Source organism: Holdemanella sp. (assembly GCF_056804935.1).
The window spans coordinates 1-15552 of sequence record NZ_DBMEXE010000017.1; the positions used below are offsets into that span (position 1 = coordinate 1).

Annotated in this window: 17 protein-coding genes; 5 read left to right on the forward strand and 12 right to left on the reverse strand. The window is 35.0% G+C overall.

The genetic code is table 11. From position 1 onward, the window contains the following. Nucleotides 1–127 precede the first annotated feature (127 nt). Nucleotides 128–349, forward strand: a complete 222-nt coding sequence (locus ACZQCL_RS01700; protein WP_117925705.1) for a hypothetical protein — start codon at nucleotides 128–130, stop codon at nucleotides 347–349. Between the two features lie 301 nt (nucleotides 350–650). On the opposite strand, the gene guaA is transcribed toward ACZQCL_RS01700, so the two are convergent. From guaA to pyrE, 12 genes are all read right to left on the reverse strand, one after another. After that, nucleotides 651–2198 carry a glutamine-hydrolyzing GMP synthase gene (guaA, locus tag ACZQCL_RS01705; RefSeq protein WP_288523190.1) on the reverse strand — a complete coding sequence of 516 codons (1548 nt, stop codon included), beginning with the start codon at nucleotides 2196–2198 and terminating at the stop codon, nucleotides 651–653. Nucleotides 2199–2245: 47 nt separating this feature from the next. Further along, nucleotides 2246–3745: an HAD-IA family hydrolase gene (locus ACZQCL_RS01710; RefSeq protein WP_482481693.1), complete on the reverse strand. Its 1500-nt coding sequence runs from the start codon at nucleotides 3743–3745 to the stop codon at nucleotides 2246–2248. Nucleotide 3746: 1 nt separating this feature from the next. Further along, nucleotides 3747–4868, reverse strand: a complete 1122-nt coding sequence (locus ACZQCL_RS01715) for an Mbeg1-like protein (RefSeq protein WP_482481695.1) — start codon at nucleotides 4866–4868, stop codon at nucleotides 3747–3749. Between the two features lie 52 nt (nucleotides 4869–4920). Beyond that, nucleotides 4921–5877, reverse strand: coding sequence for a GNAT family N-acetyltransferase (locus ACZQCL_RS01720; RefSeq protein ID WP_482481697.1), 957 nt, complete (start codon nucleotides 5875–5877; stop codon nucleotides 4921–4923). Between the two features lie 9 nt (nucleotides 5878–5886). Next, on the reverse strand, nucleotides 5887–6888 hold the full coding sequence (gene tsaD / locus ACZQCL_RS01725) for a tRNA (adenosine(37)-N6)-threonylcarbamoyltransferase complex transferase subunit TsaD (RefSeq protein ID WP_117572160.1): 1002 nt from the start codon (nucleotides 6886–6888) through the stop codon (nucleotides 5887–5889). A gap of 9 nt (nucleotides 6889–6897) precedes the next feature. Then, a complete protein-coding gene (gene rimI, locus ACZQCL_RS01730) occupies nucleotides 6898–7317 on the reverse strand; it encodes a ribosomal protein S18-alanine N-acetyltransferase (RefSeq protein ID WP_482481699.1) in 420 nt (139 codons plus the stop codon). Nucleotides 7318–7328: 11 nt separating this feature from the next. Further along, nucleotides 7329–7922: a tRNA (adenosine(37)-N6)-threonylcarbamoyltransferase complex dimerization subunit type 1 TsaB gene (gene tsaB / locus ACZQCL_RS01735; RefSeq protein WP_482481701.1), complete on the reverse strand. Its 594-nt coding sequence runs from the start codon at nucleotides 7920–7922 to the stop codon at nucleotides 7329–7331. Next, entirely contained in the window at nucleotides 7915–8367 is a 453-nt protein-coding gene (tsaE, locus tag ACZQCL_RS01740) for a tRNA (adenosine(37)-N6)-threonylcarbamoyltransferase complex ATPase subunit type 1 TsaE (protein ID WP_040466346.1), read from the reverse strand. The genes tsaB and tsaE overlap by 8 nt, the downstream gene beginning before the upstream one ends. A gap of 51 nt (nucleotides 8368–8418) precedes the next feature. Beyond that, nucleotides 8419–9762 (reverse strand): replication-associated recombination protein A, encoded by a 1344-nt coding sequence (locus ACZQCL_RS01745; RefSeq protein ID WP_482481703.1) that lies wholly within the window; start codon nucleotides 9760–9762, stop codon nucleotides 8419–8421. 56 nt (nucleotides 9763–9818) lie between these two features. Continuing rightward, nucleotides 9819–11171 carry an MATE family efflux transporter gene (locus ACZQCL_RS01750; protein ID WP_482481705.1) on the reverse strand — a complete coding sequence of 451 codons (1353 nt, stop codon included), beginning with the start codon at nucleotides 11169–11171 and terminating at the stop codon, nucleotides 9819–9821. A gap of 174 nt (nucleotides 11172–11345) precedes the next feature. Next, nucleotides 11346–11912, reverse strand: coding sequence for a cytidylate kinase-like family protein (locus tag ACZQCL_RS01755; RefSeq protein ID WP_003865456.1), 567 nt, complete (start codon nucleotides 11910–11912; stop codon nucleotides 11346–11348). A 353-nt stretch (nucleotides 11913–12265) separates the two neighbouring features. Next, nucleotides 12266–12925 (reverse strand): orotate phosphoribosyltransferase, encoded by a 660-nt coding sequence (gene pyrE, locus ACZQCL_RS01760; RefSeq protein ID WP_003865458.1) that lies wholly within the window; start codon nucleotides 12923–12925, stop codon nucleotides 12266–12268. Between the two features lie 112 nt (nucleotides 12926–13037). Here pyrE and ACZQCL_RS01765 point away from each other — a divergent pair, with 112 nt between their 5' ends. From ACZQCL_RS01765 to ACZQCL_RS01780, 4 genes are all read left to right on the forward strand, one after another. Continuing rightward, the gene (locus tag ACZQCL_RS01765) at nucleotides 13038–13454 is read left to right on the forward strand and encodes a CBS domain-containing protein (RefSeq protein WP_278462856.1); all 417 of its coding nucleotides are present in this window, start codon (nucleotides 13038–13040) and stop codon (nucleotides 13452–13454) included. 150 nt (nucleotides 13455–13604) lie between these two features. After that, a complete protein-coding gene (locus tag ACZQCL_RS01770) occupies nucleotides 13605–14795 on the forward strand; it encodes a hemolysin family protein (RefSeq protein WP_302159412.1) in 1191 nt (396 codons plus the stop codon). Further along, a complete protein-coding gene (locus tag ACZQCL_RS01775; RefSeq protein ID WP_118115900.1) occupies nucleotides 14764–15336 on the forward strand; it encodes a xanthine phosphoribosyltransferase in 573 nt (190 codons plus the stop codon). Before ACZQCL_RS01770 ends, ACZQCL_RS01775 begins: the two co-directional genes overlap by 32 nt. A gap of 32 nt (nucleotides 15337–15368) precedes the next feature. Next, nucleotides 15369–15552, forward strand: a 184-nt coding sequence (locus ACZQCL_RS01780) for a hypothetical protein (protein ID WP_482481709.1), incomplete at its 3' end; no start/stop codon positions are given.

Sequence of the window (15552 nt, forward strand, 5' to 3'; positions counted from 1 at the left end):
AATAAGAATTATTTAATCCAGCACAAAGATGGGACATATTCTCTTTGTAACGGAAAAGAATCCTTTTTCATAGATAATCCAAAAAGTTTAATTGAATCCGGTATAAAAGTAGTGAAGGAGTAAATTTATGAAAAAAACAATTAATTCTATTTTATTATTAACACTAATTTTAAGTTGCAACTTTATTCAAACTATTTCTGTTTTTGCAAACGAAATCGGACCAAATCCAGCCATTGAAGCAAGAGCAGACATCATAGAATGGAGATATAAGCTTGAAAATGGAAGAGTATATAAACGTCGTTATAATTACACTAAACAAAAATGGATTGGAGATTGGATTCCAGCATAGATTATGACGTAGTAACGCTTAAAAAATAGCCTAACATCGGAAAAATCAGAACAAAGCAAGACTAGCAGCAAACCAATAGTTAGAAGAAGTGAAATTTCTAGAAATCTATCTATTTATAAAATACATGAAGTACAAGAATCACAAAAATAGTTACACCACAGACTAAAACTGAGATATAAAATACACATTCAATTTCTCATCAGGAACACGCTCTCTATATTATTGGTATCAATTTGGTAGCAAAGCAACCTATAAATACACAAAAAGTGCCTTATATAAGGCACTTTTATTCGTTTTATCTCTACTCGAACTCGATTGTTCCAGGAGGCTTACTAGTAAGGTCATACATTACACGGTTAACCCCACGTACCTCATTGATAATACGAGACATAACTTTATTTAATACTTCATATGGAATCTGAGCAGATTCAGCAGTCATAAAGTCAATTGTATTAACGGCACGTAAAGCGATGGCATAATCATATGTTCTTTCATCACCCATAACACCTACTGAACGCATATTTGTCAATGCTGCAAAGTATTGACCGATTGAACGATCTAATCCAGCATTTGCGATTTCTTCACGATAAATGGCATCTGCATCTTGTACGATTTTTACTTTTTCTTCAGTAACTTCACCAATAATACGAATTCCTAAACCAGGTCCTGGGAATGGTTGTCTGAATACTAAGTATTCTGGAATACCTAATTCTAAACCGGCTTTACGAACTTCATCCTTGAACAAGTCACGTAATGGTTCAATGATTTCTTTGAAATCTACATGATCAGGAAGTCCACCAACGTTATGGTGAGATTTAATTACAGCAGATTCTCCACCTAAACCACTCTCAACAACATCTGGATAAATCGTTCCCTGAACTAAGAAATCAACTTTTCCAATTTTCTTAGCCTCTTCTTCAAATACACGAATGAATTCTTCACCAATGATCTTACGTTTTGCTTCTGGTTCTTCAACACCCTTTAGCTTTTCATAATATCTTTGTTGTGCATTTACACGAATGAAGTTTAATTCGTATGGACCTTCTGGACCAAATACAGCCTCTACTTCATCCCCTTCGTTTTTACGAAGTAAACCATGATCAACAAATACACATGTCAATTGGTTACCAATTGCTTTTGATAATAATACAGCTGCAACAGAAGAGTCTACTCCACCACTAAGGGCACATAAAACTTTTCCATCTCCAACCTTCTCACGAATAGCTTTAATTTGTTCTTCAACAAAGTTATCCATTCTCCAATCACCACAGCATCCACAAACACCACGAACGAAGTTATATAACATTTTTGAACCTTCTTGTGTATGCAATACTTCTGGATGGAACTGAACAGCATATAATCCTTTTTCTGCATTTTCACTTGATGCACAAGGACAGTTATCTGTATGAGACGTAATTTCAAAACCAGGTGCTACCTGTGAAATATAGTCAAAGTGTGACATCCAACAAATTGTTTTTTCAGATACACCCTCAAAGATTTTAGAAGAAGTCTTATCCACAAGAACCTCTGTCTTACCATATTCACGGTGATCCGCTTTTTCTACTTTTCCACCCAATACATGCATCATCAATTGTGCGCCATAGCAAAGACCAAGAACTGGGATACCCAATTCAAATAATTCCTTTGAATATGTAGGTGAATCTGCCTCATAACAACTATTTGGTCCTCCAGTTAAGATAATTCCTTTTGGATTCATAGCTTTGATTTTTTCTAAATCTGTTTTATATGAATAAATTTCACAATATACATTGCACTCACGAACACGACGTGCAACCAACTGATTATATTGTCCTCCAAAATCAAGAACAATGACTAATTCTTTTTTCATTACGTCCTCCTATTAATTTCTCAACAATATTATAAAGTAGCAACCAATTATTTACAACGCTTTAAATAATCAATTACCCCATTTAAATCCGTACAAGACTCTTGAATATATTCCTTCATCTCGTCATCTGGCGCAATCTGATCTTGAATAAAAATGGAATGCATTTTCGCATTGGCTGCTGCCATAATTCCATGCTTACTATCCTCTAATACTAAACAGTTTTCTGGTTTTACATCTAATCTTTCAGCTGCTGCCAAGAAAATATCTGGAGCCGGCTTTGATTTATATCCCTCTTTAGAAGATACAATCACATTTGGACTTAACACAAAACCTGCATGCGACAAGAACTTTTTAATATCCTGTGGGTGCGAACTTGAAGCCACCGCATAAGGAATTTTATTCTCTTCAATATACTCAATTAGATTCTGTAAACCAACCATATTGGCACTACCAGGCTCTTTAAAATATGTAAAGAAATAATCCGCACGCTCTTCCTGAATTTCTTCCATAACTCTTGTCACACCTGGATACATCATTTCAAACTCTGCAACCTTTCTTGAATCACAACCAATTAAAGGTTCCGGAAAAGAGTCTGGACAAGAAACGCCTAATTCTTTAGCCTTCTCTTTAAACTCATCCTTAAACATCTTTTCCGTATTAAACATCAAACCATCCATATCAAAGATAACCGCTTTAATTTGTGGCTTTCTAAAATACTCAATCAAACACTGCGTACCTAAATCACTCATACCACGATCCATTAAATCCACATATTCTTTGATGACACGATTTACACCATACAAAGGAAAATTTGCCTCTTGTACTGCAATTTTTAAATCCTTCACAAAATGCTTCACATAAAAACCAGGCGCATAATCATTCTCTAACATCTTCTTACCTTGGAATTCCAATTGTTTAGATCCAGCAGCACCATTACGCAAGAAGCGATACACGAAAGATTCATCCACATCTTTACAATTCAAATACGACATGGCCTCACAAATACCTTGTAACGTATTCGCAATCATAATTTGATTGGCCATCTTGACATGTTGACCACAACTCGCCTTGCCACAATACTCAATCTGCGTTCCAAACGCTTCAAAGATTTCTTTATTCGTTTCAAAATCCTCTTTGTCTGCACCAACCAAAACAGTTAGAGTACCATTTTTAGCTCCCGTATCTCCACCAGTCACTGGCGCATCCAATACATGAACCCCCAATTCTTTCCCTTTTGTATACAATTCTTTGGCAAGTTTTGGACTTGAAGTCGTAAAATCAATACAAGTTTTACCCGCATCAATACAACTAAAAATCACATCATATACTTCTTTAACATCACTAGGAAAACCGACCATTGTACAAATGACATCTACATTGGATGTCAAAGACACAATCGATTCTTCTAAAATGGCACCTGCATTTTTAGCTTGTTCTACCCTTTCTGGATGTCTTGCGTACACATGCACTTCATAACCCTTATTCAATAAATGAATAACCATTGGCTGACCCATAATGCCAGCACCAATCCAACCTATTTTTCTCATTTTACTTTCTTCCTTTCACTAATATTGGAGCGGATTGCACCGCAATAAATTTCACAACTTCAAACATAAACTTAATTTCTTCTGCATTCAATTGACGAATCTCCTTAATTCCAAACAATGCCTGTTTAAATGAAAATTCAGTTAAATCCGCAATCGTATAAATTTCCATTCGATCAAATAATTCTCCAATCAAATGACAATAACGCTCTTTTTCTTCCAGTGGACGATCCATCAATAACTTATTTACATATTCCAATAAATCATCACTCTCTTTCGTGAGTGCATCACAATAATTAAAGTCTTTTACATCCACACTCCACATAAGCGTATCATGCTGAACTAGACCAGAACCTTGGGCATCCATAATTTTTGTTTGTTCTTTATGATTTAAAACACGACCCACAATGCTATCCTTAGGAATATAGTTTGTGATCTTAGATATATCCTCATCACCTTGCCAGAAACTTTCTACAAAGCCAGGCCCATCAAAACTTTTCACACCTTCAATATATTCCTGTAGTTCTGGATTTTTTAAATACGCATACATCGCTAGATTTCCACCCTTTGAATGCCCCGTTAAATACATCTTTGGATAGACCTTCTTCTTTTTCAATCCAAACAAATAATTCGTTTCAGGAATATTCTCAACGGTTTCTTTAACATAATCCTTCGCCAAAATTTGACAAGGAAGATCCTGCTTATAAGTCATCATTAAATTTTCTTTCCAACCCGTAATACTACCATCTGTACCACTAAAAGAAATAACGAAAGATCCATCTGGCAACACAAGTGTTACCACACTAAATTGAATCACATCTTCATCACTATAGACTTTTTTATAGTTCTTTAACTTTATATTTCCATAACGAATCGTATCTTGCAATGCATCAATTAAATGTGGAAGATTTATTGAAAATGTATACTTACTCTTTAATTCCTCTTCACTATATAAAGAAAGATATTTACGACATGCTTCTTCTAAAGAAACCTCGTCCTTTTCCACAATGCCATCCCAATCCACATAAGATAGATCGGCGCATACTAACATATCAACATCATTAAAGGGACGAATAGAAAAGTCGATATCTCTTCTTAAATGTACATAATTTAATAAGTTTTCCATAGTCAACCTCACTACAAAGATTTTACAATATACAAAAGGATTAGCCAAATGACTAACCCAATTTTTTTGATAATTTTACATAATGATCTGCATTTGAAAGAATGTCAGAAGCCTGAGATTCTGAAGTCTTTTTAATGATTTTAGCCGGTACTCCAACCACAACACTCTTTTGTGGAATCACCATATTTTCAGGCACAACACAACCAGCACCAATGATACTATGCTTTCCTATATGAGCTCCATTTAAGATAATAGCGCCCATACCAATAAGCACCTCATCTGCAATCGTACAACCATGCACAATGGCCCCATGACCAATCGTAACACGATCACCAATTTTTAATGGATAGCCACAATCCGTATGCAAAACACACTGATCTTGAATATTGGTTTCTTGCCCAATTTCAATCGTTTCTTCTTCACTACGAATCACGGCATTATACCAAACACTTGAATCTTTGCCAATTGAAACATTACCCAAGATGGTTGCATTACTTGCACACAAAAAATTCTTTTTAACCTCATCCAATCTCTTACAAAGCCAAACCACACCATGCCACACATCAAATTTCATACCACAAGAAGGCAATGCCCCATACATAGTAAAGCCATGTTTTTTATGAAAGGCAATACTTTCTTCATTCGAATCTGTAATACATGAAATGATCCAACGCATGTTTAATTTTCTACAATCCGCTTCAAGCTGATCTAACATTTTTGAAGGCAAACCATAATGTTTTCCTTCTTTAAAATAAATAGTAAGTTCTACACAATACTTATACGCCTCTTTAGAAAAAGCCGGGTGCACATAGCCATAGCCAATTAAAACATCCTCATTAAGTGCGACATAAAATGGATTTGTCTTTGAGATTTCCATCATATGTTCTTTAAATACATCAAAAGAATCTGGTACAAGGTCAAATATAGCTGTACTTTTCTTTACATAATGTACATAGATTGAATATATACTTTCTAAATCTCTTTCTTGAAGTAAACGTAACTCTTGCATAAAAACCTCCTATTGGATTTCTAGACTTGAATCAGCTGTTAAACTTGCATCTGCTCTTCTTCCAGAAAGATATGCGATTGTTCCAGCAACACCAATCATACTTGCATTGTCTGTACAACAATACATTGGAGGCACGGTAAACTCAACTTCTGGATATTCATTTCTTAATTCTTCTACTTTTTCACGAAGTCTTGAGTTAGCACTTACACCACCACCTACAACGAAATGACGAATATCTTTATGATCATCTAATACGGCTCTTACACGAGAGAAAATTTCGTCCAATGCACATTCCTGGAATGAACAAGCTAAATCTGCCATATCAAATGTCTTGCCTTGTCTTTCCATACGCTTCGTAAATTGTAGAACACTACTCTTCAATCCAGAAAAGCTAAAATCATAACGACCCTGTGTTTTCGGCTTTGCCAGTTCATATACTGGCTTTCCTTCTTTTGCTAATTTATCAATTTTAGGACCACCCGGATATCCAAGACCCAATACACGAGCCACCTTATCAAAGGCTTCTCCAATCGCATCATCCTGCGTTTCTCCTAAGATTTCAAAACTTGTTTCATCCTTCATATAAACAAGTTCTGTATTTCCACCAGAAACAACAAGCGCTAATACTGGATATTTCATATCCACAACTAATTCATTGGCATAAATATGTCCTGCCAAGTGATGTACAGGAACTAATGGTTTATGGTAGGCAAAAGCCAAAGTCTTGGCAGCCTGCACACCAACGTGTAAACATCCAATTAAGCCAGGACCTTGCGTAACGGCAACCGCATCCACATCTTCCATAGTGATATTGGCATCCTTCAATGCTTTTTCAATACAATACGAAATATTTTCTACATGAATACGACTTGCCACTTCAGGTACAACCCCACCAAATTCTGTATGCACATCAATTTGGCTTGCGACTACACTTGATAATACTTCCTTTTTATCTTTGACAACCGCAACGGCTGTTTCATCACAACTACTTTCAATTCCGATAATAATCATATAATCCTCCTACAATGCCAATGTCATCACAATGGCATCTTCTCCATCTGGATAATAACTTTTAGATACATTGACTTGAATAAAGCCCATTTTTTGATATAAATTCAAGGCTGCCTCATTGCTGGCACGAACCTCTAATGTCATATATTCACAAGCCACTTCTCGAGCTCGATCAAATAAATGCATCATCAATTCTTTACCATATCCTCTTTTTCTTAAGTCAGGATCGACTCCAATACGAGCAAGCTGCGCCATTTCAAAGGTTTCCCATAAAAAGGCGTATCCAACAATGGTATCTTCATCTAGTAAAATCCAGCCATGAGAAAAGGGATTCTCATTCAATTCATATAAACAATCTTTTTCTAGCCAAGGCTGTTTAAAACAAGCTTGTTCAAGTTCTAAAACACGAACAAGATCCGTGTCTTTCATTTCTTTAAAAATCATGCTTTATAGGCATCGCTTTCTTTTAAATATTGAGGAACTAAGGCATGTACATTTTCAATTGTACGACTTGGTACCTCCATAAAATTCTTCAAGAAATCACAACTTGCAGCTTCTTGATTCACTAAATATCCATCTCCATATAAAGTTCCAGGATGTTCGTTTAAGAAATCTTCCAATTGATTGACTTCTAAAATTTGTGTTTTTCCAACCACAACACCCTTTTCTAAGTGTGCTACATACGCTCTTTTACTACGCGCATCCAAAATAACATTGGCACTTTCATCCATGCCCGCAAACAACTGCATTGTACTAATACACTTTAATGTTTTATGCATTTGTGTACAAAATACTTTCGCAATTGTCATCGCAATACGAATGCCTGTATAAGATCCCGGACCATCTGTAATGATCACTTCATCTACGTCTTTATAGTCTAAACCAGTCTTTTCAAACAATTGATTTAATTCCACAAAAATCGTTTCACTTTGTTTCTTGAATGCTTCAATAGATACACCATCAATCAATATTCCATCTTTATATAAACCTAACACTAATGCTTTATAAGCACTATCCATACATAAACTAATCATGATATGCCTCCACAATACTTTTTGATACAGGACCCGTATATTCTAATGTCACTGTACGATTTTCATCGATACCTTCTTCAAAAGAAATTTTGATATGATCTTGTGGCAATTGATCTTCAATAAATTCAGACCATTCTACTACAGTAATTCCTTCATCAAAACAATCTTCAAAACCTAAGTCCTGACATTTTCCTTCTAAACGATACGCATCAATATGATGGAAAGGGACTCCACCTTCTTGTTTATAATCCTTTAAGATTGTAAAAGTTGGTGAATTGATCACATTCTTTACACCCAAAGCTTTCCCAAAGCTTTTGGTCCAAGTTGTTTTACCTGCACCCAAATCTCCATCTAATGTAATGACTAATTGTTTATTTCTACAAAGATCTGCCATTTTAGTGGCAAATTCCTGTGTTTCTTGTAAACTATGAATTTCTATTTTCATAATGACCTCTTTCTACTGAAATACACTATTCCATCTTATATCTTTTTTCAACTATTTTTTCTTCATCATACGATTTCTATGCACCATGGCCTTGATTTGTTTAATCTGCGCAAGGCGATTTCGCACCTTCACTTCAGATCCCTGATCACTTGGTACATAATATTCTTTACCAACTAGAGCATCTGGAAGACATTGCATATCCGTCATGTGATATTCATAATCATGTGAATACTCATATCCTTTACTGTAGCCTAAATCTTTCATTAACTTTGTCGGCGCATTACGAATATGTAAAGGCACTGGCTGATCTAATGTTTTTAGTGCATCACTTTTCGCATTATTATAAGCCACTTCTAAAGCGTTTGATTTTGGAGCTAAAGCCAAATATACAGCTGCATGCGTTAAATGTACATTGCATTCTGGAACACCTAAATAGTGACATGCCTGATAGGCTGCCACACAGATTTCTAAGGCTCTAGAATCTGCCATACCAATATCTTCACTAGCCATACGAACGAATCTTCTTGCGATATATAAAGGGTCTTCTCCAGCCTCTAACATACGTGCTAACCAATATACAGCGGCCTGTACATCGGAGTTTCGTACACTTTTATGTAGGGCAGAAATAATATTATAGTGTTCCTCCCCTTTTTTATCATACAATAACGACCTTTTTTGAAGGCATTGCTTCAAAATATCCTGTGAAACATGAATACCATCCAATTCACTTGGACTATTATAAACAACCATCTCTAATGTATTTAAACAAAAGCGGGCATCCCCACCTGAAAATGCGGCAATCGCATCTATATCTTCATCCGTAATATGTATTTTTAAATTGCCTAATCCTTTTGAGCTGGAAATAGCACGAATAATCAAATCTTTTAAGTCATCCTTATTTAGACTGTTTAACACAAACACTCTACACCTAGATAAAAGGGCAGAATTAATCTCAAAACTAGGATTTTCTGTTGTAGCACCAATCAGAATGATACTTCCCTTTTCAACATAAGGTAAAAACGCATCTTGTTGAGCCTTATTAAAACGATGGATTTCATCTACGAATAATATTGTTTTTTGTCCCAAGGCCCTACGCGTATCGGCCTGTTTCATAACTTCCTTGATTTCTTTAATGCCACTAGTAACAGCTGAGAAATCCACAAAATAACTCTTTGTCTGATGGGCAATAATACGTGCCAATGTCGTTTTTCCTACTCCAGGTGGACCCCAAAAAATCATCGATGTCACTTGATCATGTTCAATCATTTGCCACAAAAGATTTCCCTTGGCAACAAGCTGTTTTTGTCCTACATATTCATCCAATGTTTCTGGACGCATACGATCGGCTAAAGGCCTTGTGTCTTCTTGTATTGAAAATAGAGAATCTTGTTCCATATGTTTCCTCCATATGTACTTTATTATACACCACACAAAAGAAAAAGTGTTTGACCTTAATCAAACACCATCTTCTTTTTCTCAATTCGTCTTAAAAATATCCATCCCACAACACAAGATAAAACTTCCGTAATCACAAATGCATACCAAATCAAAGATACATCCCTATCATATTGAATGACTAATTTTGAAAATCCCCAAGCTAAAGGTAAAATCAAAATGGCTTGTCTAAGCAAGGATACGATCAAGGATTCCATACCTCCATTTAAAGCTTGATACACACCTTGAAATGCGATATTTACACCCGCAAATAAAAAGCTAATGGATATGATTCGAACAGCACTGATGAAATATATTCTGGATTGTCCTGCATTAAATAGTGTCGCAAAAAAGTTTGGGAATAGTTCTGTAATTAGAGTGCCCAAGGCCATTAACACTATAGTATATATTAAGCCATATTTAATTCCATCTTTAACACGATGCTTATTTTGCATACCATACGAAAAGGCAATGATAGGTGTAATCGCATCTCTTAAACCGAATGCCATAAATAAGACAAATTGTTGTACTTTATAGAAAAGTCCATAGGCTGTTTGTGCAGATGCATCAAATTTTAGAATTAAATTCATCGCGTACACCATAAATGACATCAATGCCTGCGCAATAATAGCTGGAAGTCCAATCGAATAGATTTCTTTGATGATACGCTTATTTGGTTTTGTATAAGTGAGACCCTGATCAAATTCTTTATTTAAACGCATATGAAACACAACTAATAATAAAGCCGATAAAATTTGTCCAATGACTGTCGCATAAGCCGCTCCTTGTACACCTAAATTGAAACCATAGATTAATACAGGATCTAGAATCATATTGATTATGGCTCCTGTAACTTGTCCAATTGTTGAATATAAGGAGCGTCCTGTAGCTTGGAGCATTTTTTCAAATATAGAAAAGAACACAACGCCAAAGGATAATAGGCAACAAATCCTTAGATAGTCTACACTCATCGATAATACAAGCGCATTCCTTGTTTGAGAGGATATATAGGCTTTAATGCCAAACAATCCAAACAACACACAAATAATATAAATAACTGTAGCTAGAAACAAACCATTTCCGGCTACTTTAGAAGCTTTTTCACGATTTCTCTGCCCCAAAGTTCTTGCGAGTAAGGCGTTTACTCCAACACCTGTACCAATGGCTAAGGCCACCATCAACATCTGGATAGGGAAAACTAAGGTAAGTGCATTTAATGCGGCTTCACTTCCTTCTTTCATATTTCCTACAAAGGCACTGTCCACAATATTATAGACAGCTTGCAAGGCCATAGATAAAATCATGGGCACACCCATTTGAAGCATTAACTTATTGACGGGCTCATTTTTCATTTTGTTGTTTTCTTCCATTCTTTTTCTCCTTAAAACACAAAAAAGTGCATTGCCTACATAAGTTGGACTTACGCTTTTGAGCAACACACTTTACAAAAATATAAAAAAGTAGCAGAAAACTGGATTTACGCTGTTTCCGCTACTCGTTACGAAGTGATTATATTTTTATTTTTTTAATTTGTCAAAGTAAAATTACATGGCTTTTTCAATTAATTCTACACATTTATCAATGCCCAAAACACCACTGTCTAAACACAATTGATAGTTTTTGGCATCGGCCCATTTACGATCTGTGTAATATTTATAGTAAGCGATACGACGTTTATCTTTGTCTTTGATTCGTTTATCTGGGGCAAATTCATTTTGTCCATAAACCGAAACAACACGATTCTTGCGATATTCAAAGTCCGCATGAATAAATACATTCAATACATCTTTACGATCACGAAGAATATAGTCTGAACATCTTCCTACAATAACGCAGTTTCCTTTATCGGCCAATTCACAAATTACATTTCTTTGTGCAATATATAATTCGTCCGATAAGTTATATCCATAATTATTCCAAATAAAGCCAAATGTACTTGTGCTGGATGCATCTTCCCCATTTTCTTCAATATATTCTTTCGCAAAACCACTTTCTTGAGCAATTTGTTGCACAATTTCATAATCATAATAAGCATAGCCTAGTTTTTCAGCTAATTTCTTGGCAATGGTTCTTCCGCCACTTCCAAATTCACGTGTAATTGTAATTATCATAAGATACCTCCTAATATACAAAAATCGAGCCTTCTACAACTGGAATTATATCCCGTAAGAAGACTCGTTGTTGTAGATATTTTACCAAAATTATTAAGTTTTTGTAAGTAATGGTACAGCATATTATATACACCATCACCTCGCTTTTATATACTGCACTATCTACTTATATTTTAATTCACAATAGATCAAAAGTAACGTAAAACGTTGCATTTTAACGCAAGAAAAGCAGAACATTTAAATTTACTTTATATAAAGCACTTATAGATATACATACCGCAGTGCGCAAAGTATTTTTATGCAAAATATACCGCAATGCGCAAAGTATATAAAAAGAATAGAATCTTTCGACCCTATTCCTTAGCTCCATATTCTTCATAATATGCATCAATTCTTGATTTTAATTCAGGATCTAATTTATCACCTAAATATTCAATTACTTCTGGCATTGACACGATTGCAGCTGTTGGGAAACCATATAATTCACTCACTTCTGTTAGTGCCGTTTTTTCACCTTTTCCCTTTTCGTTACGATTTAAAGAAACCATCAATCCAACGATTTCAACATTTGCTGCGCCACGAACCTTTGGTACTGTTTCTTCCATTGATTTTCCAGATGTCGTAACATCTTCAATCATAACGACACGATCACCATCTTGTAGTTTTGTTCCTAAGAAACTTCCCTTATCAGCTCCATGATCTTTTTCTTCTTTACGATCTGAACAGTAACGAACTTCCATTCCATATAAATGATCTAATGCGATTGTCGTCGCAACAGCCAATGGAATTCCCTTATATGCAGGTCCGAATAATACATCGAAGTCTTTACCATATTGATTGACGATTGCCTTTGCGTAATATTCACCTAATCTTTTTAACTGGTTACCTGTAACATATCCACCAGCATTCATAAAGAATGGGGATTTACGTCCTGATTTTAGTGTAAAATCACCAAATTTTAACACTTTAGATTCCAACATGAAATCAATAAACTCTTTTTTATATTGTTCCATTTTCTTGCCTCCACTTTTACAGAAATTCTATCATACTTCTGCACAATTTCCCATAATTGTACGATTTTTAAATGATAAATATTATGGTAGTATAGAGCTGAGGTGATAGACAATGCAGGAAAATGTATTCTTTTTTCTGAAGGCTAAAAATAGTGTTAAATATTTATACGATAATATCAGTGTAGAAGATGGACTTGCCCTCATGCGCAAGCACAAATATACGGCGATGCCCATTATTAATAAGGAAGGAGTTTATGTAGGAACCATTACAGAGGGGGATTTTCTTTGGTACTTATTAGATCATCCTTCAATTCATAAAGAAGATCTAGAACAAATGGAGATTCATGAATTAATTCGTGGAGACTTTACGCCACCGGTTCAAATCGATGTTCCAGTCGATCAATTGTTCGCTCAATCTTTGAAACAAAACTTCGTACCTGTAGTTGATGATCGTCAAATTTTTATTGGTATTGTGACACGACAATCCATCATTCAATATTTAATGAATAACGCAAGTAAATATCTATAATTTTAAAACAGCCAGATTTTCTGGTTGTTTTCTTTATCACATTGAAAAAAGCCTTTAAATTGTGTATGATAATGGGTATTAATGAAGGAGTGATAGTTTCATGAATCCGGATGATTCAGTCCCGTTACAGTATAGTTTAGGAGGGTTAATATGAACCTTCCCATCTTAATTTTATTTACATTTATTCTAAACATCTTGTTTTCAATGACAAGCAGCATCGTTTCTACAAATAAAGAAATCGAAGATGAATCTTATAAATATCAAGCTACATTAAAATGGTTATCTCTATGCATGGAAGTATTTGGCACTTTGATGAGTGTAATCTATTTACAATCTTTGATTCATGGTCCATTACTTTATGTAGTCGTACTTCTATTGGTGTATGTATATATTTTATTGAGTGATTTATTACCAAGAAAATTTGCGAATGCTCATTTAGACAAGTTTGAAAAAACATTTATGTCTATTGCGAAAGGTATTCAATCCTTATTTACACCGTTTACTTTCTTCTTACGTTTCCAAGTAGAAAAAGAACAAGAAGATTATTCCGAAGAAGATATTTATGAAGTAATCAACGGTGGTGGAGTAGAACCAAGTCAAAAAGAATTTATCGAAAACTTATTCGAATTTGATGATACGCCTGTTGAAGAAATTTGCACACATCGAAGTGAAGTTGTTTGTCTATATCTAAATGATGATAAAGAAACATGGAAAAAAACCATTCTAGAAAATCGTCACACATTATACCCTGTATGTGACGAGGATAATGATGATGTCGTAGGTATTCTAGATACACGTGATTATTTCCGTTTAGATTCGATTGAACAAGATAATGTCATCAATAAAGCAATGGATCAGCCTTTCTTTATTTCACAAAATATGAAGGCCGATGTTCTATTGAAGGAAATGAAAATTAAAAAAGTATACTTTGCGGTTTTACTTGATGAATACGGAGGAATGACCGGTATCGTGACTTTACACGATATTATTGAAACCCTTCTTGGTGAAATCCAAGAAGATGATGATATCAATGAACCAGATCCAATCCAACAAATTGATGCAGATCAATTTAGAATCTATGGTCAAGCTGACATTGAAGATGTCGAAAAAGCTTTAGGCATTTCATTAGAAGACGAGGATTGTGACACGTTTGGTGGATACATTCTAAATCATTATGGACAAATTCCTGATGAAGGTTCACATTTTAAAGTCAGTCTAGACTTAATGGATGTATATGTTAAGGAAGTAAAAAATCATCGTATCGGACAAACTATTGTACAAATAAAACGAAAAGAGGAAGGAAACCAACATGAAAGCACTGAAAAACGCAATCGAGACTAGAGGACATTTTATCAATGATGAGGTATTAAAGGTAGATGCTTTTTTAAATCATCAAATCGACTGTTCTTTAGTAGATGAAATGGGAAATGAATTTTATGAACACTTTAAAAACAAAGGCATCACAAAAGTAGTAACCATTGAATCTAGCGGTATTGCCCCAGCCTATGCGACAGCCATTCGTTTGAATGTGCCATTGATTTTCATCAAGAAAACACAACCAAGCACAATGATCGATCCTGCTTTTGCGGAAGTCTTCTCTTTCACAAAGAATAAGACATATCCAATTTGTATTGAAAAAGAATACTTAAAAAAAGGCGACAAAGTATTATTCATTGATGACTTCTTGGCAAATGGTGAAGCATTCAAGGGAACGGAAAACTTAATTGCGCAGGCACAAGCTGAAATCGTTGGTGTTGGCATGGTTATCGAAAAAGCTTTCCAAAAAGGACATGCATATATTGCTGAAAAGGGATATGACCTTTTAGCGTTGGCATCTATTGCAGGTGTTAAGAATAAGAAAATTACATGGGCTGATGAATAATCAGTCCTTTTTTTGAAAACAAGGGGATTCTAATGAAAAATACATTCAAAAAACTATTTATTAGCTTTACCGTATTATCACTCACTGCATGTGGTTCAACTACAATGCAAGATAATACGTTTGCAGCTAAAGAAAACAAGGGCTTCACAAAATACACAAACCAATTGGTAGTTGAATATGCCGAAAACGACTATACAACAATGCACCAATTCTTCG